This window comes from Hyphococcus lacteus, from assembly GCF_041058985.1.
Classification (GTDB): Bacteria; Pseudomonadota; Alphaproteobacteria; order Caulobacterales; family Parvularculaceae; genus Hyphococcus; species Hyphococcus lacteus.
On sequence record NZ_JBEHZE010000001.1, the window covers coordinates 702,181 to 721,254 of the forward strand.

A 19,074-nucleotide genomic window follows, 5' to 3' on the forward strand; every position below is an offset into this window, starting at 1 on the left:
TTTTAAGACATAATCCTGTCTAAATCCTAACCGGCATCGGAATTTTAGGCTACGTCACAAACTTTCTTCGAGGAAATATGCAATTTCTGATGATGACGGCCGCCCATCGATGTCTAAATTTGGGACATAAACGATCACCAACACAGCCCCATCAAGCCGCACATTGGCGGTCTTGCCCGGCGCAAACGCGACTTTCTTGATCCGAGCCGCAATCACTCGCGCACCCGTGGGGTCCTTCGCCACACGCGCGATACCTTTAGCGGCCGTTAGAACCGCATCGGCCAGCACAGCCGAGTTGCTGCCCGACGCTCGCGGTGCGGCGCTAATATCAAACAAAATTGGAGCACCAGTTTTTGCGCTAATATGCGCTGCTGCGCTTTGGGCGCGCATTGTGGCTACTTGTCGATCTTCGAACACAAGTGACAAGGTATGGTCGTCACCAAAAGATTTTGAGGCTGCCGTTCCTTGAATCTCGCCCGGCCAAAACACCGTCGCACCGCCATAAGCTGCGATCCGCAGCAACGTCTCCCCTTGAGCATTTTTATAAATCACATCGCCCCGCGGCCCGCGAATAGCATTGAGCTGATAAATCTCTGGCGAGGGTGCCGTATCATCTAGCGCACAATCGATCCGCTGGTCATCGGCTTCGCAAAGGAATCGCACCCTTGCGGTTGCGCCGCGCTCCTCAAACAGAAAAATTCGACCGTCACCTGCCAACACATAGCGCTCGACCGCACCGGCTTGCTGGCGGCGTTCTTTTGATTTTTCCCGGCGCTTACCCACCAGACTGTTAAACGGATTGTCCGCCTGCGCTAAAAAGGTCGAGCGCTCCGCCGCGCGCGCATCAACACTGATCCCGCCCGCCGTGAGCAGAGCAAGCGATGCGATCAGAAAATGGCGAGGCAACAAAGGGGGCAAATTAGATCCTACGGGTTTATGTTCCAATGGGAATATAGGAGTTGAATTTGGTGAAAAAATGGCTTCGCTCCAGCCTAAACCGGTCACGAAGCCATATAAAATCAGGCTTTTTTGCCGTTAGGCAGCAAAGTACTGGCCACCATTCGCCGTCAAAACCGCGCCCGTAATGAAACCGGCGTTTTCGTCGGCCAAAAAGGCAACGCTCGCCCCGATTTCTTCTGGCGTACCAAGGCGCCCCACAGGAACCTGCGCGACGATGCTCTGAAGAACTTTTTCGTCAAGCGCGGCCACCATTTCAGTGGCGATATAGCCGGGGGCAACGGCGTTCACTGTCACGCCCTTGCGTGCGCCTTCTTGCGCCAAAGCACGGGTAAACCCGAGCATACCTGCTTTTGCCGCAGAGTAATTTGTTTGGCCCATCTGGCCCTTTTGGCCGTTGATCGACGATATGTTGACAATGCGCCCATAACCGCGCTCGCGCATACCGGGAAAAACCTGATGGCTCATATTGAAAACAGAATCGAGGTCTGCGCGGATCACTTCGGACCATTGGCCCGGTGTCATTTTATGAAAAAATCCGTCGCGCGTGATGCCCGCATTATTCACGAGAACATCTGTGTTGCCTTGCGCTGCTTCCACCTCCGCAACACCGGCTTTACACGCCTCGTAATCACCCACATCCCATTTATAAACGCCTATGCCGGTTTCTGCTTTAAACGCTGCAGCGGCATCATCATTGCCTGCATAACTGGCGGCAACTGTGAACCCTTTGTCTTTCAGCGCCAATGAAATTGCGCGCCCAATGCCGCGTGTTCCGCCGGTCACAATAGCTGTCTTACCCATTTGCCTTCTCCCAATGGCTAGCTCTGTTTGAGCCTTTTTATTCCGTATCGAGATCTAATGTTCATCAGATCCTTTAAGGGTGCCGAAGACCAATATCTTCGGCACCAAGATTTTTATCGCTCGACGCAAAGAGCAACACCCATTCCGCCACCGATGCAAAGCGTCGCAAGTCCTTTTGACTTACCGGATCGCTTTAACTCATAGAGCAACGTCGTCAGGATCCGCGCGCCAGAGGCACCAATAGGATGACCGATCGCAATTGCGCCGCCATTCACATTAACCTTAGACGCATCCCAACCAAGCTCTTTCCCAACAGAAAGCGCCTGCGCCGCGAAGGCTTCATTGGCCTCTATTAGGTCAAGATCGTCAAGCGACCAGCCTGCTTTTTCAAGAGCAATACGCGTAGCCGGTGCTGGGCCGATGCCCATAAACGCAGGATCGACGCCGCAATGCGCCCAAGATGCAATCCGCGCTAATGGCTCTAGGCCGCGCTTTTCTGCTTCTTTTTCTGACATAACGATTAATGCTGCGGCGCCGTCATTAAGGCCCGATGCGTTGGCTGCCGTGACCGAACCACCGTCGCGTTTGAACGCTGGCTTTAAGCCAGAGATACCGTCAATGGTGACACCATCACGAATATATTCGTCTTGATCGAAAACAATCTCGCCTTTGCGGGTCTTGATAACCACAGGCGTAATTTCATCTGCGAACTTACCGGCCTTTTTTGCCGCTTCCGCTTTGTTCTGACTACCGACCGCAAAAGCATCCTGATCTTCACGGCTGATTTGGTATTTCTCCGCGAGGTTTTCCGCTGTCTGCCCCATGTGAAAATCGTTAAATGCATCCCAAAGACCATCAACGATCATTGAGTCCACAAAACTTTTCGGACCCATTTTTACGCCATCGCGCAAATGCGCCACATGCGGAGCAAGTGACATATTTTCGTGACCGCCGGCGGCAACAATATTTGCATCACCAAGGCGTACCGCCTGTGCAGCCATAGCCACAGCCCGCAAGCCTGAACCACAAACTTGATTAATCGTGATTGCCGGACGTTCCTGAGCAATACCAGCGTTGACACTCGCCTGCCGTGCCGTGTTCTGACCCTGGCCCGCCTGAAGCACGTGACCCATGATTGTTTCTTCGACATCATTGCCCGCCAGGCCTGCACGTTCCATGGCCGCCGCGATGACGGTTTGACCAAGCTTAGCGGCTGGCACCGTACTTAATCCGCCACCAAAAGAACCGACACCTGTTCGCGCTGCCGAAACGATTACTGCTCCGCTCATAGAGCCTCCTGATTTGATGTTGCGTGCCGCCGAAGGACTTTGGGCCTTAACCATAAATTGCCCCGTCAGCACTAAGGGTAAACTATCTCAATGGCTTACGCAGCCGCAAAAGATATTGCGAACGCGTAGTCAAATCTTAATTTCATGCTATAGCAGTATTAGCAAGCGCACAAAAATCTTTGCGCCGCGGTGCCGCATGAATATTGCAGCGCCGCAGCCCCGGAAGCCGGGGTCGAAAATGGGGCATCGGAGGAAATAACAATGACAGAAAAAAGCAGTAAAGGCCGCTCAAAGGCCGATGGCGATGCAATCGTAATTAAAAAATATGCGAACCGCCGCCTATATAACACCGCCACGTCATCATATGTGACGCTCGATTTTTTGGCTGAGATGGTCAAGGAGGGCGAAGATTTTGTGGTCTATGACGCAAAATCTGGCGAAGACATTACCCGGTCTGTACTGACCCAAATCATTTTCGAAGAAGAGAGCAAAGGCCAAAATTTACTGCCAGTGCAGTTTTTACGGCAACTCATCAAATTCTACGGCGACAGCCTACAGTCCTTTGTGCCGTCCTATCTCGAAATGAGCATGGACAGCTTTACCAAGAACCAAGACGAAATGCGTGACCGTATGCGCGATACTTTTGGTGCGGCGCCGGGTTTTTCAATGTTCGAGGATAGTGTTCGCAAAAACATGGAACTCTACGAGCAAGCCATGAAAATGTTTTCGCCATTAGGGCCAGCCTATACACCACAAAAAAGCCCTGCGCCCACTCCTTCTGCGAAGGAAAACGATTCCGATATCGATGCGTTGAAATCTCAGGTCGAAGCTTTGCAGAAAAAACTCGACCGACTTGAAAACGACGACTAAGCGAACGATTTAACCGCGATCCATACTACGCTGAGGCGCATCATTTGGTGCGCCCTCAGGTAGCCAGTTTGGCGTAATTTCCGGCTTGCCAATCATGAAGCCCTGAAGAAAATCCACGCCAAGCCCTTTTAGCAACATTGCGTCGGCTTCGTTATCGACCCATTCAGCAACTGTTTTCATGCCAAAATTTCTCGCTAGATCGAGAAGTGTACGGACGAAAAGTTGATTCTCCCGAGACGCCGAAACACCCGTCACGAATGATCCGTCGATCTTGAGGATATCAATATCCATCGCTTTCAGATTACGGAATGACGTATAACCAGCGCCGAAATCATCAATCCCAAATGAACACCCAAGGCGTTTAATCTCGGACACGAATTCGATTGTTGCATCAATCGAGTCGATAATCTGTGTTTCTGTCAGTTCAACTGTGATGCGATTTGTAAATTCCTGATGGGCGCGCAAAAGCGCAATATAGCCTTCTGCCCAAACAAAATCTTTTACAGTCTCCATGGAAATATTCACATTGAGATGAATATTAGGACAAATCGCAAGTGTGTTCAGCGCCAATTCCAGAACCCGGCGATCAAGCAAATGCACCAATCCAAGACGTTCCGCAGCAGGAATAAATTCAGGCGCAGGAACCAATTGCCCGTCCTCACCATGCATGCGGATCAGACATTCGAATTTCGTAGGGACCTCGTCAAGGTCATTCACTATTGGCTGGAATGCCAAGCGAATTCGACGCTCATTGAGCGCAGTCAGGATAACATCTGACATATGCGTGTTACGTCGACGCATACTGACGACGTCAGTTTTATCAGTAAATGAAGACCAGCTTGACTTACCAATTCGCTTTGCCGCATCAAGTGCGGCTTCAGCCCGCGTCATGGTTTCATTCGTCGTTGTCGCTTGCTCTGGCAGGCTGACAGCACCCAATGAAACCGAAGCCGCGACAGCACCACTTTTTGTTTCAACGACACTTTCGCGTACAACATTCAACAAACGCACGCATGTCTGACGCAGCTGTTCGTCATCGCAATCATTGATCATGATACCGAATTTCGTACCCGCCACACGGCCAATTCGATCTTTCGGGCCAAGCAACCCTGCAAGGCGCTTTGAGGTTTCTACGATAACCGTATCTGCAGCTTCGAACCCAAAATCAGCGTTGATCGCGCCGACATCATCAATGCCTGCGAGTATATAGGCGCCTGTTTGGCCCTCGCTTGTCAGACGGGCAATGTGTGTTTCGAGCGTTTTGCGCAAATGTGCGCGATTCAAAAGGCCCGTAAGCTCATCATTGAGCGCAAGCCATGAAAGCTGTTCTTCGCGGCGTTTGCGCCCTTCGATGGAGCGAATAACGCTAATCAGGCGCCGGCCAGCACCCGACCCGATCCAACCGCCGCGCTCCTCTACCCAATGCCCTGCGCCATCGGCACGGCGGAGTTGATACTCACATGAATAGCTTGGCTTTTGCCCCAAAAATGCGGCCACCCGTATTTCGTCTTCTTCTTCGATGATACACGCGGAAAATGCATCACCGGTCGCAGCAACCTTTTCCCGCTCAACGCCAAAAATGCGCGAGGCCGCGTCAGCATCCGACCAACTCAAAGTGCCATCACTAGGGTCAAATTCAAACATGGTCTGAAGACCGCGATCACTTGCCCCGTTTGAGGCTTCGGTCGCGGCTACAACATGCTCGTTCGCTCCGGCCCGAGATGGCTGATCACCATCGGGTTTCTGGGCAGAATCATCTTGAATATTGTTCAAAGGGAACGCCTCAGCGTTTTTTACCATTAATCCACTCGCGCTTTTACGTTCGTACTATAATCGCAAAGCCGTAAATAAAATTTGAAGCGATCCACTTCGTTGTTATATTATCTTTCGGCACCGTTTTTGCCTTGTAAGGCACGGTATGAAAGAAATACTTAACCAACCCGCTTCTTGGAGCCGCACACCATCACAACAACGACTTACAAAAGTCGCTGAGCCAGTGCCCGCGCGCGCTTTGACGGTTCATTCCACCCTAATGTTTTATGCAAATTGCCAATCGAGTTGGCAAAAAGCCAAGCCTTTCGACAACAAAGCAGCGCGCGCCTATCAACAAACAGAAACGCGTGCTTCCCAAGTTGGGCCGCACGCGCTTGATGTTTATCTATAATGTGTCTCTTGTTGGGACAGATACGTCAATCAAGACGTGACATCAGCTAAGCACCACCGCCACCCACAGCAAGATCGCGGCGCGCCGTAACGGTGGTCACAATGAATCCGGCCATGAAATCAAGAAATGTCATCGACATAAACAAGAAGAAAATCGAATTTCCGAAGCCTTTGACGATGATGAAAAGCAAAAGCGCCACCACAAAAACAACAACTGAAAGCGCGTGATTCATAATTGAATCTGACCCGGTTTTGGTTGCTCTTAGCAATTCCACAAACAATAGACCCATGCTGCCGAGCAAAAATACGTCACCCCAGCTGACGCTCCATAGCTCCCCCGACACCATCGGCAATTCGATAAAAACAATTTCATACCAAAGTGGTCCGGCCGCTCCTGTTAGCGCCAACACCGCATAAACGATCAGGCTGATCGCTAGTAATGGAAACATTTGATACATCGTCCGAATTCCTTCTCTACCGCCGCTACCCAAACCCGTGGTGTCGGCTTCCCCTCATTCCCTATAGCTTAACATGAGCGCGGGCGCGCGCCAAAAATGGTAAACTGGTCATAAATTACGGCTGTTCGGTAGTTTTTCCGGGCGATTTCGCCCTCGCCCGCAACCACATCACCCCAATCAAGTCACGAAACGCAACCAGTGCACGCCCGATATTGGTGTATTTTGACGCCCCATGCGCGCGGGCGCGATGTGAAACAGGCATAAAAACAATCCCATATCCTTCGCGACGGATCAGTGCCGGCAAGTAACGATGCATGTGGTCGAAATAAGGAAGCCTCAAATAGGCTTCGCGGCGAAATACCTTCAGCCCACAGCCGGTATCCGCTGCCCCATCGTCGAGTAATTTTTGACGAATAGAATTTGCCGCCCGTGAGGCCCATTTTTTCGCGCGGCTGTCTTGGCGGCCTTGGCGCTCGCCGGCCGCCATGGCAGTCATCGGGCTTTTCGCCACCTCATCCATCAGCACACGGTAGAGCGATGGAATATGGGCAGGATCATTCTGACCATCGCCATCAAGCATCGCAATAAATTCAGCACGTGCAGCCAACACACCCGTACGGATGGCGCGGCTCTGCCCTGCGTTATGCTCGTGGCAAAGAATGCGTAATTGTGGATAAACCTTGCGCGCCGCGCGAAGAACCGTGCGAGTTTCGTCCGTTGAGGCATCATCAACGATGATAATTTCGTGATCAATTTCCGATAGCGCCGCCGCAATTTCTTCAACCAGCAAAGCTGCGCCACCCGCTTCATTCAGCATGGGGGCAATGACGCTTAGCGTTGGCTGTTGATTTTCGCGTTGATCCATAAGGCCAATGCTCTTAACTGATCCGGCGCGCCGGGTCACCTATTCTCATTTGTGGAAATACGAGACAAATTCTAGAGGACCACCTAGGATAATAGGCATATTGGGGCCTAAATATCGATGAATTTGAAGCTAAGCCCATCATCTATGCGCGTAATTGTTGTCGCCCTTTTTGCGGCAGCGACTGCGATGGCGGGGCTGTGGTCGTTGCCGCCATTGGACCGGGACGAAGCCCGGTTCGCCCAAGCGACAACACAAATGCTAGAAAGCGGCGATTATATCGCCATTCAATTTCAGGATCGCGAGCGTAACAAAAAGCCTGCCGGTATTTATTGGCTCCAGGCCGCGAGCGTGAACGCCTTTTCCACGGTCGAAGCACGCGAAATATGGGCATATCGAATTCCTTCGATGATTGGGATTATCATTGCAGCGATTTGCACAACCCTTGCCGGTATGAAGCTATATGATGAGCGCACTGGGTTTCTGGCCGGATTGTTTCTGGCGAGTGCGCCGCTTGTTGCCGCCGAAGGAACTATCGCGAAAACCGATGGCGTTCTCCTTGCGCTGACTTGTTTAGCGCAGCTTGCGTTTTTGCATATATACGCGCGCGTTCAAACAAACCAATTTGGTAGTTGGCGCTGGCCATTAGCGTTCTGGATCGCGCAAGGTGCTGCGATTCTCATAAAGGGTCCGATAGCGCCATTAGTCTCTTTATTGACAGGCGTGGGTCTACTGGCTGGCCCAAAGCGCTTTGCGTGGATTTGGCCTATGCGGCCGATTATCGGCACAATAATCCTTTTACTGATGATAGTACCTTGGGCATTAGCAATTTGGCATGCCACCGACGGCCGCTTTTTCACAGAAGCGATTGGCCGGGACATGTTGGGCAAAGTTGGCAGTGTACAGGAGGGCCATGCAGGGCTGCCCGGTTATCATCTATTGCTCTTAAGCTTTTTGTTCTGGCCGGCTGCTGCGTTAATCATCAGCGGAGTGACCCGCACATGGCGGGAGCGCAGGAATTGGCAGGCGCGTTTTCTATTAGCGTGGCTAATCCCCGCATGGGTTGTCTTTGAACTCGCAAGCACGAAGTTACCCCATTACGTCATGCCGCTATACCCGGCCCTAGCAATTATGGCAGCCCATGCAGCAACGAAAATGGGCACGGTCAAATGGCCGGAAAAAATTGGCGCACTTATTTATTGTGCCATCGGGTTAGTGGCGGCGAGCCTCGTTGCTTTATTGCCCATAATTTTTAGCGAAGCTGCGATGACCGGAATTTGTTTTGGTGTAAGCGCAACGATCGCTTTGGCGACGATTTTCGTCACCATGCTCTTTTGGCGCAGTAAAGCCTATCAGGGCAGCATAGCAGCGACAGCGTTAGCATCGCTTTATGCGTGGACATTAATGACCGTCGTTTTACCAAGCCTATCGGATCTTGCTGTATCGCCGCGCATTTCAATCGCGCTTGAATTGGCGGACCGCCACCCAATCCACAATAATACTGCGCCGGTTGCGATCGCCGGATATTCTGAACCGTCAACAGTTTTTTTATTGGGAACCGAAACAGCGTTAACCACCCCAAGTTACGCAGCATCGCTTTTGCGAAATGGTGATGTAAGTGCCGCCATCATTGATCGATCACATGACCAAGAGTTTAAGGTTGCGCTGGGTGAGACAAACGTAAATACCCTTGCTGTTATTGACGGGCTCAACTACTCCAATGGTGATAAAGTTACGCTAACTATTTACGTTCGTAGCCCTGACATTCGCTAATCGGCAGTGCATGACACAAGAAAACACCAGTATCGCAACGACACCACTTTGGCGCAGTTTCTGGGCCTTCGCTGGCGCGCTCACCTTGCTGCGCATTATCACCCTGACGCTATCGTCTGCTGAACTTGGTCCTGACGAGGCTCAATATTGGTATTGGTCGCGCGACATTGATTTTGGCTATTATTCTAAACCGCCACTGATTGCTTGGGCAATCGCCGCGACCACTGATCTTTTTGGAAATGCACCTTGGGCCGTTCGGCTCTCTGCACCGCTTTTACATTTTGGTGCCGCTAGTTTTCTATACTACACCGCGAAAGATTTATTCAGTAAACAAATTGCTTTCTGGGTTGGAATAGGCTGGCTGACCGTTCCGGGCATCATTCTTTCTTCTTTTCTGATCACCACTGATGCACTCTTGTTATTCTTTTGGTCCGGTGCAATTTATTTTCTATCGCAAATTTTTACCGGCGACCAACATAAGACGGCAAATTTTGCTGCGTTGGGCGCGATGATCGGCCTTGGCCTTTTGTCCAAATATGCGATGATTTATTTCCCGGTCGCACTGGGCCTTATGATGATCATTCCATCATTGCGGCAGCGATTTCTGCGGCCACAACTTGCACTTACCGCAGTTGTCGCCTTTGCATTTTTACTGCCCAATATTATTTGGAACGGCCTCCATGAATTTCAAACTCTAAGTCACACGGCAGACAATGCTAATTGGGGCACATCAATGTTTAAGCCATTGAGCCTTTTGGGATTTCTGACGGAACAATTTGCCGTCTTCGGCATCATTCCTTTTGCGGCATTGATTTATATCGCCACCAAAAGATCCGCATGGCGCGATACTGCATCAAGCAACAAAGCACTGATGCTTTTTATTTTGGCGTTAACACCGCTAACTGTTGTGACATTACAGGCATTTCTTTCGCGGGCACATGCAAATTGGGCAGCGTCGGCATATCCGGCCGCAATGTTATTGGTGACTTGGTTTTTGATTTCCCGAAACAAAATTAATCTCATCATGGTCAACCTCGCATTCAATAGTGTGTTGATTGCATGCTTCACCATTGGCGTTCTCAATTTTAGCCTAATAGATCAGCTTGGGCTTTCGCGCACCGCAAAAGATATACGCGGATGGCAATCCCAAACTGATGCGATCATGGCGCGTGCAACAGGGTTCGATGCCATCGTCATCGACGACCGCTACCTAATTGGTGAAATGCTTTATCATCAGCGTACGACCACCATGCCGATTGTTGCACTCGACGCAAACAACAAAATCGACAATCATTTCGAAGCATTTCTCGCATTCGACCCGATACAAACATCACGCGTTTTATTTGTTACCACCCGCGATGACGCGGCCCATGTGGACTATCGCTTTGGTAGCATCACGCCCATGGGAACGATAAACACCGAAATCGCGCCCGACATGTATCGCCGTTATACGCTTTTTGCACTTGAGGATTATTTTGAGCCGGGCAGCCGGTAATTTCAGCGTTTCGACTGCCGTTTTGAAAGCGCACGGGCACGCCGCAAACCACGCTCTCCGTTTCTCATGCGAAATCCAACAAGACGCAGTGCTTTTAATATGGCGCGTTTTATAAACAACATCCCAAAAGATAACCAAAGCGCCCCATCAACAAGCCACAGAAATGGTCGCGGATAAGCCTTTTCGAAATGTTTGTGGAAATACCGAATTATTCCTGCCGTCTTGCGTGCTTCAATCTTTACCGGATTGGCGCGACTTGAACTTTTGAAATGCACCACCGGTACATGCGGGTTGAAATAGACATCACCGCCTGCATCCGCAAACCGCAAACAAAAATCGACATCCTCAACATGCATAAAATAGTGTTCATCCATCCCGCCATTTGCCATATAATCTGTATGCGGTAACAACATCACGGCACCCGATATTGTCGGTACATCAATGACATCATCAGGACAGTCGCTCGTATGAAGGTTAAAACGCTGGAAATAGGGGTGTTGCGGCGCAAGACGATAGAGCTTTGTCGCCTCAACAAAAGCACTGCCGGGCGTCAATACGCGGCGGCGCGAACCTTGCTGTTCAATACCATCCGGCCCCACAAGCTTTGCCCCCATCAACCATGGATGTTCTAACGCGGCAGCATCCGCCAACATTCGTGCGACCCCGCCTTCGGGCATGATTGCATCGGGATTAAAAATCAAAAGATGGTCGGTTTGCGCCATTCGCGCGCCAAGATTACACCCCGCCGCAAAGCCAATATTACCGTGCCCGGAAATAACCCGCACGCGTTCGGCGCTATTACTTTCCTCAATTGCCATCTCGACATCACCGGGAAAGTTGCCGTTATCGACCAGAATAATTTCTGCAATAGGCCTTTGCGTACAAAGACTTTGGAGCGAGCGCGTTAAAACCGGTCCCGTGAAATAACTCACGACTATCGCAGTCACTGTTGGCGTCATGCTTTGGGGTTGGTCCACGCCGCGCACTCCCTATCGCTTTTCAAGCGAGTGAAGAAACGCCACACCACTGGCCGCAAGCGCCATCGCCGCCATGCGCCACACTTGCCACAAGCTACCTTCTACAATAACGGAGGCCAGAACAGCCGCAAATGCGCCAACCGCCGCCGCGCTTACTGCCTTGGAAAGCCCCGCGCGCAGCAACGTTTTAAGACCGTAATAAAAGAACAACAACAACGCAGCGATACCTGGCACCCCTAATTCTAGCCACACTTGAATAAATACATTATGCGGATGGTTAGGACTGACAGAAACCAATGTCGGCATACCCGGAACCGCGACCATAGGCGCAGTTTCTTTCCATATGCGTGCATAATCTGCACCATGACCAAAAGGCATCCCCGAAATACTCTCTATCGCTGTTGCCTTCCAGATCGCCAGGCGGTGCAGCATTGACGCCAAGGCCATTTGCGTCTCGCCCGACACTTGGTCGTTGAAAAAAGCGTAAATCGTTTCGATCGGGATGAACGATGCGGCGATAGGAAACCCAAGCAGCAGAGCGATGGCCCCCCAACCCGCAAACCTCAACGAGAGGCGCGGCGCCATAAGCGCCACCATGGTTGCGCCGAAACCAATCAATATAGCCACAACATTTGCCGTTACATCATTCAGCGCGGCAGCCACCAATCCCAACAATAACACCAGAATTGCGGCCGGTTTCGACCACAGCCGGACGGCGATTGCCGCTGCCGGAAACAGCGCTGGCGTAAGCGCCGTCACGCCGCGCGCCAAAGCAATTGTATCGCGCGTACGATCAGGTTCGTGGGGTGGAAATAATCCGCGCAACGCACCGCCGCTGACGCCCTCTAACGCCAGCACAATCATGCCGCCGACGATCGCCAGCAAAAACGCACGGCCCAATCGCCACGCCCAAACCCGTGAAAGATTGAGCGCATACCAAGTGACACTTCCGCCAACCAATACAGGTGCCAGCACATACAGCGCCAAATCAAATTGATGCTTAGGTGACCAGAAGCCCGAAACAAAAATCCAAAAACAGAAAAACAAAATCGCGGTAAACCCTGCGAACTTCGGATCTTTCAAACTCGGGTTATCAAATAATTTGCCAAACGCAGCCTGCCAAAAGTCGCCGCGCGCAAAAGCCGGAAGACTGGCTAGCAACAACCACGGCGCTAATCCGCGATGTCCAAACACAACCGTTAGCGGTAACAAAAAGAACAAGCCGTAGAACAAACGGCGGCTTGCCTTATCACGTTTATCTCGCCAACTCAGCTCCATGATGAAACGCTAATTGCGTTTCATATCAGGGGCCAGCGCTTCTTCTGACAATGATGCTTTTGCCGCGTCCAACGTCATGGTTTTTTGATCCTTAGACCCGAGACGACGAAGCGAGACTTTTTGTTCTTCGGCCTCGCGCGCGCCCACCACCGCAATCACCGGCACTTTCGCGTGCGAATGTTCGCGGACCTTATAGTTGATCTTTTCGCTGCGGATATCGAGATCAACCCGAAGACCGGTTGCTCGCAACTGATCGGCCACTTCACGGGCATAATCATCAGCAGCCGAGGTGATCGTAGTCACAACGACCTGAACCGGGGACAACCACAAGGGCAGCCGCCCGGCATAATGCTCAATCAACAAACCGATAAATCGCTCAAACGTGCCAAACACAGCGCGGTGCAACATAACCGGGCGCTGACGACCACCGCTTTCGTCCACATAACTCGCATCGAGACGTTCAGGCAGTACATAATCAAGCTGGAATGTACCGGCCTGCCATGTCCGCCCAATCGCGTCGGTCAAATGGAACTCCAGCTTTGGTCCGTAAAATGCGCCTTCCCCTTCGGCAATTTCAAACTCAAGCCCAGCCGCCGTTAATGCATCGGCGAGCGCTTTTTCTGCGCGGTCCCAAGTTGCGTCATCGCCTGCACGCATTTCAGGGCGTGTCGCAAGTTTATAGGCAATCTCGGTCATGCCCATGTCTTTATAAACCCGCGAAAACAATTCGAGGAATCGCTTAGTCTCTTCAGTGATCTGGTCTTCGCGGCAGAAAATATGCGCGTCGTCTTGCGTCATTTGACGCACACGCATCAATCCATGGAGCGCGCCATGGGCTTCGTTACGATGACAGCAGCCAAACTCGGCCATCCGTATCGGCAGGTCTCGATAGGATTTAATCCCCTGCTTAAAAATCTGAACATGCGCCGGACAGTTCATCGGCTTTAGCGCCATCAAGTCGGCTTCGCCGGTCAGCACAGGGCCGTCATCCTCGGTGGACGGAATTTCATCTGGGACCACAAACATATTTTCGCGGAATTTCCCCCAATGGCCCGAAACTTCCCATAATTTCGAATCCAGCAACTGCGGGGTTTTCACTTCGTCATAGCCATCGGCATCTAGGCGACGGCGGATATAAGCTTCGAGCTGACGCCAAACGAGATATCCCTTAGCGTGCCAGAATACAGACCCTTGGGCCTCTTGCTGGAAATGGAAAAGATCCATCTCGCGGCCAAGTTTCCGGTGGTCGCGCTTTTCGGCTTCTTCAAGGCGTGTAAGGTAGGCCTTAAGATCTTTTTCGTTTGTCCACGCAGTGCCGTAAATTCTTTGCAGCATCGCATTGCGATGATCGCCGCGCCAATAAGCACCGGCAAGCTTCATCAACTTAAACGCTTTTCCAATATGCTTCGTAGACGGAAGGTGCGGGCCGCGACAAAGGTCATGCCACTCTCCGTGGAAATAGACCTTGATGTCTTCGCCTTCCGGCAAATCGGAAATGATCTCGGCTTTATAGTGCTCGCCAATTTCCTTGAAGTGCTTGATTGCTTCGTCGCGATCCCAGACCTCTTTGCGGGTCGGGCGATCTTGATCGACAATCTCGCTCATTCGCTTTTCAATGGCGGCAAGGTCATCAGATGAAAAGGGTTCATCGCGCGCGAAATCATAAAAGAAGCCGTCGTCGATGTTCGGACCAATCGTTACCTGCGTGCCGGGAAACAACTCTTGAACCGCCTGCGCCAAAAGATGCGCGGCGTCGTGACGGATCAACTCAAGCGCATCATCATGATCGCGCGTAACGATTTCGACTGATGCGTCACTGGTGATCTCACCCAACAAATCGCGCAACTCACCATCGACCTTTACCGCCAAAGATTTTTTGGCGAGGGATTTTGAAATATTCTCAGCGATTTCGGCACCCGTTACGGCACCATCAAATTGGCGAACGGAACCGTCGGGTAAAGTAATGGCGACCATGGTCATTTTCTCATTTATTGCAGGCGCAAAACAGTCCTGTCACTTCCCAAAGTGCGGGCCATTCGTCAAGCGCATGAGCCATGTTTGGTGGCTATTCGGTTTGATCGGCGTCATGGCGCGTGCTTGCGGCACCATTGCGCGGCGTCCACGACCAATCCCCTAACCGCCAAAACCGCCAGCCCGCCGCAGGCGTTTCCGAAGGAACCGGGTCATATCCGCTGGACCCAAATGGGTGACACCGCAACAACCGCGAGAACGACAGCCAGAAAGCCCGCCCAAGCCGGTGGCGGGCAAACGCCTCACTAGCATATTGCGAGCAACTCGGCTCATGTCGGCATCGCGCCCCGAAAAAATAGAGCACCGGCGATAAAGATCGCCGATAGACCCAAATCACGCTTTGAGCGATTTTTGCGGCTATCCCCCCCGCTGCTCTAGATGGCGGAACATGCTGCTGAGACGATGGCGAAGACGACATGAGGCCGCGCTTTCTTTTATGGCTTGGCCTGAAAATAGTGACGAAATGCCCCGACACTAGGCCAACTGCTTGCAATCTTGCACCAGCACGTTACGCAGTCCGGCACAGTTCAGGTTCATATTCATGTCACGCATCAAAGCCCGTTTCGATCAACTTCGCGAAGAAAACCGCGCCGCCTTCATCCCGTTCATAATGGCGGGCGACCCCGATAGCGCGACATCACTGGAATTGATCAAGAAACTACCGTCAGCAGGGGCGGACCTCATTGAGTTGGGTGTGGCCTTTACCGACCCCATGGCCGACGGCCCTGCCGTCTCCGCCGCTGGCCTGCGGGCACTGAATAGTGGTCAAACCTTGCGCAAAACCATGGAAATGGTTCGGTCATTTCGGAAGGAAGATGATCATACACCGATCATTCTGATGGGCTATTATAATCCGTTTTATTCTTACGGACCCGAAAAATTCGTCCGCGACGCCAAAGAAGCCGGTGTTGATGGATTGATTATTGTCGATTTACCCCCCGAAGAAGATACCGAGCTTTGCCTGCCAGCGCGGGCAGCAGGGCTCGATTTCATCCGTCTGGCGACCCCCACGACCGACGCAGAGCGTCTACCCTCTGTGGTGAAAAATACTTCCGGTTTCGTCTATTACGTCTCTGTGGCTGGGATCACCGGCAAGGCCGCCGGCGAAAAAGCAATCGTCGAGAACGCTTTGAACCGAATTCGGGCCGCATCGGGCCTACCAGCAGCGGTTGGTTTCGGCATCAAAACGGCTGAAAAAGCTAGAGAATTTGCTACATTTGCTGACGCTGTTGTGGTTGGGTCCGCATTAGTCGATGAATTTGCGAATGCCCTTGAAGCCCGCCCCGGTGAGGCCGATAATGCTATTAACGCAGTTTTGAGGCTAGCGGCGGATATTTCGGGGGCGATCCACGCCGCGCGGAAATAGTGGCAAAACTCGCATTTGGAAAAGTAACGTAAGAAAGCGCTGTCGTTTATGAGCTGGCTGTCAAATATTCCTCCGGGCATTAAAAACATCTTTAACCGCAAAGAAGATGGCTCCGACGCGTTGTGGACGAAATGCAACGGCTGCGGCGAGATGGTATTCCAGCGTGATCTCGACGCCGCCAACCAAGTCTGCCCATCTTGTGACCACCATTTCGCAATCGGCCCGACCGAACGCATGGCCATGGTTTTTGATGACAGCAAATTCGAAGATATCGAATTACCCGACCCGGTTACCGACCCACTAAAATTTCGCGACGAAAAAAAATATATTGATCGACTAAAAGAAAATCGGCGCAAAACCGGCCAACAAGATGCTATCCGCGCGGCCTTTGGTAAAATCGACGGTGCCAGCGCGGTTGTTGCTGTTCAGAACTTTAAGTTCATGGGTGGATCAATGGGGATGGCATTGGGCGAAGCGATGCTCAAAGCCGCAGAAACCGCCGTTGAAAAACGTGCACCCTTAATTGTTTTTGCTGCGTCTGGCGGTGCCCGCATGCAAGAGGGCATCCTTTCGTTAATGCAAATGCCGCGCACCACCATCGCCGTGCAAATGGTGAAAGAGGCCGGACTACCCTATATTGTTGTACTGACGAACCCCACGACCGGCGGCGTGACGGCATCATACGCAATGCTCGGCGATATCAACCTGGCTGAACCGGGGGCTCTTATTTGCTTTGCGGGCCCACGTGTTATCGAACAAACCATTCGCGAAAAATTGCCGGAAGGCTTTCAGCGTGCTGAATTTCTCGAAGAGAAAGGCATGGTTGATATGGTTGTCCGCCGTTCGGATATCAAATCAACCCTCGCGCGCTTGATTCGGGTGCTGTTGAAGGACCGTCAAAATACCGGCGCTTCGCAAAGCAAACCAACCAATGTGGTTGCAACCATACCAGCAGAAAAACCCGCGACGGGCACGGCAAAAACAAAAAAACCAGCATCACCAAAAACGCCACAAAAGCTGGATAAAGCCGCAGAATAATATTATGCGCGGTCGAATAAAGGACCCTGTCTGTTGAGCAAGGTTGAAGCTACGCTCGCGAAAATCGCGAGCAGACGCCCCGTTATAATTGATCTTTCGCTTGACCGGGTCCACGCGGCCTTGACGCGATTGGGAGAACCACAGAAAAAATTGCCGCCTGTTTTTCACGTGGCTGGCACAAACGGAAAGGGCTCAACAGTCGCGTTTTTACGCGCGATGCTTGAAGCATCGGGAAAATCCGTACACGTTTATACCTCCCCTCATCTCGTAAGGTTTAACGAGCGCATTGTTGTTGGCGGCAACCAAATCAGCGACGACGCACTCATCGACGCGCTTGAACGAACCGACCAGGCCATGGGATCGGACCTACTCACCTATTTTGAAACCACAACCTGCGCAGCGCTGTTAGCCTTTTCCGAATCTCCGGCTGACTTTGCGATTATCGAGGTCGGCCTAGGCGGACGGTTAGACGCAACAAATGTTCTTGAGACGCCACTCGCCGCCGTTGTCACCCCTGTTGACCTAGATCACCAGTCATTTCTCGGGAACACTATTGATGAAGTTGCAGCGGAGAAGGCCGGGATATTTCGGCGCAGAGCGCCTGCGGTCATCGCCAAGCAATCGCCCGAGGCAATGGCAGTACTTCAACATCATGCACAAAAAACTGGCGCGACTATCCATGCATTTGGCGAGCAATGGAATGTACATTCTGAGCACGGACGACTGATCTATCAAGACGACCATGGTCTTTGTGATCTTGATCTGCCGCGTCTGCCCGGCGGCCACCAAATCGAGAATGCAGGCACCGCCATTGCCGCATTGCGCGCCGCAGGGATTACGCTCGACGAAGCCGCCATTTCAAAGGGTTTGAACAACGCTCATTGGCCGGCGCGGATGCAGCGCCTAACCCGTGGACCGTTGATTGAGCAGGCCCGAGCCGCCCTCGGTGTCGAGCCAGAAATCTGGCTCGATGGTGGTCACAACCCTCATGCTGGCCGCGCTATTTCCGCCGTCATGGCCGATTTCGAGGCCCGAAACCCGCGCCCATTGGTAATGATTTCCGGCATGCAAGCCAACAAAGATGCCGTTGGATATTTTGCGCCCTTCGCCGGATTAGCTCAGGCCGTTTATTGCGTCGCTGCGGAGCATGATGGTGTGATGGGGCCGACGGAAGTCACAGCAGCTGCGCGCGAAGCCGGGCTCAATGCCACGAGCAGCGCATCAATCACCGACGCCATTCATGCCGCTTGTGCTCAAAAAGAAAACGAGCCGCCAAGAATTCTCATCAGCGGCTCGCTTTATTTGGCGGGTGAAATTTTGCGCGAAAACGCTTAGGCCGCTGCCTCTTTCAACACTTCGTCGATCCACGCGGCAATCTGGCTTTTTGGTGCCGCGCCAACGCGAGTTGCAATATGCTCGCCACCAGAGAAAATCATTAATGTAGGAATTCCGCGCACGCCGTATTTTCCGGGTGTTTCCGGGTTTTCATCAATATTCACTTTCGCGATATTGAGCTTGCCTTCATATTCAGATGAAATCTCTTCAAGCGCTGGTGCAATCTGCTTGCATGGTCCACACCATTCCGCCCAGAAATCAATGAGAACGGTTTCACCCGATGTTAGCACGTCATCGGAAAAGCTGGTGTCGGTTACATTTTTAATGGCCATGGCTGAACTACTCCTGAAAGCGCCGTTTGATCCTGTATTTCATATT

General features: G+C 51.9%; 18 protein-coding genes. 7 read left to right on the forward strand and 11 right to left on the reverse strand.

The window, feature by feature from the left end:
• Positions 1-54: 54 nt before the first annotated feature.
• The 3 genes from ABFZ84_RS03370 to ABFZ84_RS03380 all read right to left on the reverse strand — a co-directional run bounded on the left by ABFZ84_RS03370 (position 55) and on the right by ABFZ84_RS03380 (position 3,050).
• The gene (locus ABFZ84_RS03370; protein WP_369312500.1) at positions 55-918 is read right to left on the reverse strand and encodes a DUF4908 domain-containing protein; all 864 of its coding nucleotides are present in this window, start codon (positions 916-918) and stop codon (positions 55-57) included.
• A gap of 117 nt (positions 919-1,035) precedes the next feature.
• A complete protein-coding gene (gene phbB, locus ABFZ84_RS03375; protein ID WP_369312501.1) occupies positions 1,036-1,761 on the reverse strand; it encodes an acetoacetyl-CoA reductase in 726 nt (241 codons plus the stop codon).
• Between the two features lie 113 nt (positions 1,762-1,874).
• Entirely contained in the window at positions 1,875-3,050 is a 1,176-nt protein-coding gene (locus ABFZ84_RS03380) for an acetyl-CoA C-acetyltransferase (protein WP_369312502.1), read from the reverse strand.
• Between the two features lie 261 nt (positions 3,051-3,311).
• On the opposite strand from ABFZ84_RS03380, the gene phaR reads away from it, so the two are divergent.
• A complete protein-coding gene (phaR, locus tag ABFZ84_RS03385; protein WP_369312503.1) occupies positions 3,312-3,920 on the forward strand; it encodes a polyhydroxyalkanoate synthesis repressor PhaR in 609 nt (202 codons plus the stop codon).
• A gap of 9 nt (positions 3,921-3,929) precedes the next feature.
• Here the strand turns inward: phaR and ABFZ84_RS03390 are convergent, their stop codons facing one another.
• Positions 3,930-5,693 carry an EAL domain-containing protein gene (locus ABFZ84_RS03390; protein WP_369312504.1) on the reverse strand — a complete coding sequence of 588 codons (1,764 nt, stop codon included), beginning with the start codon at positions 5,691-5,693 and terminating at the stop codon, positions 3,930-3,932.
• A gap of 145 nt (positions 5,694-5,838) precedes the next feature.
• Between ABFZ84_RS03390 and ABFZ84_RS03395 the strand changes: the two genes are divergently transcribed.
• Positions 5,839-6,084, forward strand: coding sequence for a hypothetical protein (locus ABFZ84_RS03395; RefSeq protein ID WP_369312505.1), 246 nt, complete (start codon positions 5,839-5,841; stop codon positions 6,082-6,084).
• A gap of 46 nt (positions 6,085-6,130) precedes the next feature.
• Here ABFZ84_RS03395 and ABFZ84_RS03400 read toward each other — a convergent pair whose 3' ends face one another.
• Both ABFZ84_RS03400 and ABFZ84_RS03405 read right to left on the reverse strand, forming a co-directional pair.
• The gene (locus tag ABFZ84_RS03400) at positions 6,131-6,541 is read right to left on the reverse strand and encodes a hypothetical protein (RefSeq protein ID WP_369312506.1); all 411 of its coding nucleotides are present in this window, start codon (positions 6,539-6,541) and stop codon (positions 6,131-6,133) included.
• A gap of 115 nt (positions 6,542-6,656) precedes the next feature.
• Positions 6,657-7,406: a glycosyltransferase family 2 protein gene (locus ABFZ84_RS03405; protein WP_407067101.1), complete on the reverse strand. Its 750-nt coding sequence runs from the start codon at positions 7,404-7,406 to the stop codon at positions 6,657-6,659.
• Positions 7,407-7,523: 117 nt separating this feature from the next.
• Here ABFZ84_RS03405 and ABFZ84_RS03410 point away from each other — a divergent pair, with 117 nt between their 5' ends.
• Both ABFZ84_RS03410 and ABFZ84_RS03415 read left to right on the forward strand, forming a co-directional pair.
• Complete coding sequence (locus ABFZ84_RS03410) at positions 7,524-9,176, forward strand: ArnT family glycosyltransferase (RefSeq protein WP_369312508.1); 1,653 nt, start codon at positions 7,524-7,526, stop codon at positions 9,174-9,176.
• 10 nt (positions 9,177-9,186) lie between these two features.
• A complete protein-coding gene (locus tag ABFZ84_RS03415; RefSeq protein ID WP_369312509.1) occupies positions 9,187-10,671 on the forward strand; it encodes an ArnT family glycosyltransferase in 1,485 nt (494 codons plus the stop codon).
• Between the two features lie 2 nt (positions 10,672-10,673).
• On the opposite strand, the gene ABFZ84_RS03420 is transcribed toward ABFZ84_RS03415, so the two are convergent.
• From ABFZ84_RS03420 to yidD, 4 genes are all read right to left on the reverse strand, one after another.
• Positions 10,674-11,648: a glycosyltransferase family 2 protein gene (locus ABFZ84_RS03420; RefSeq protein WP_369312510.1), complete on the reverse strand. Its 975-nt coding sequence runs from the start codon at positions 11,646-11,648 to the stop codon at positions 10,674-10,676.
• Positions 11,649-11,660: 12 nt separating this feature from the next.
• Positions 11,661-12,926 carry an O-antigen ligase family protein gene (locus tag ABFZ84_RS03425; RefSeq protein WP_369312511.1) on the reverse strand — a complete coding sequence of 422 codons (1,266 nt, stop codon included), beginning with the start codon at positions 12,924-12,926 and terminating at the stop codon, positions 11,661-11,663.
• Positions 12,927-12,935: 9 nt separating this feature from the next.
• Positions 12,936-14,900: a threonine--tRNA ligase gene (gene thrS / locus ABFZ84_RS03430; protein ID WP_369312512.1), complete on the reverse strand. Its 1,965-nt coding sequence runs from the start codon at positions 14,898-14,900 to the stop codon at positions 12,936-12,938.
• A gap of 91 nt (positions 14,901-14,991) precedes the next feature.
• On the reverse strand, positions 14,992-15,375 hold the full coding sequence (gene yidD / locus ABFZ84_RS03435) for a membrane protein insertion efficiency factor YidD (RefSeq protein ID WP_369312513.1): 384 nt from the start codon (positions 15,373-15,375) through the stop codon (positions 14,992-14,994).
• Between the two features lie 123 nt (positions 15,376-15,498).
• Between yidD and trpA the strand changes: the two genes are divergently transcribed.
• The 3 genes from trpA to ABFZ84_RS03450 are packed head-to-tail and all read left to right on the forward strand — an operon-like array spanning position 15,499 to position 18,696.
• Positions 15,499-16,323, forward strand: a complete 825-nt coding sequence (gene trpA / locus ABFZ84_RS03440; protein WP_369312514.1) for a tryptophan synthase subunit alpha — start codon at positions 15,499-15,501, stop codon at positions 16,321-16,323.
• Positions 16,324-16,371: 48 nt separating this feature from the next.
• Positions 16,372-17,361 carry an acetyl-CoA carboxylase, carboxyltransferase subunit beta gene (accD, locus tag ABFZ84_RS03445; RefSeq protein ID WP_369312515.1) on the forward strand — a complete coding sequence of 330 codons (990 nt, stop codon included), beginning with the start codon at positions 16,372-16,374 and terminating at the stop codon, positions 17,359-17,361.
• A 33-nt stretch (positions 17,362-17,394) separates the two neighbouring features.
• Positions 17,395-18,696, forward strand: coding sequence for a bifunctional folylpolyglutamate synthase/dihydrofolate synthase (locus ABFZ84_RS03450; protein ID WP_369312516.1), 1,302 nt, complete (start codon positions 17,395-17,397; stop codon positions 18,694-18,696).
• Here ABFZ84_RS03450 and trxA read toward each other — a convergent pair.
• Positions 18,693-19,028: a thioredoxin gene (gene trxA, locus ABFZ84_RS03455; protein ID WP_369312517.1), complete on the reverse strand. Its 336-nt coding sequence runs from the start codon at positions 19,026-19,028 to the stop codon at positions 18,693-18,695. The two genes, ABFZ84_RS03450 and trxA, sit on opposite strands and share 4 nt — an antisense overlap.
• Positions 19,029-19,074 lie beyond the last annotated feature (46 nt).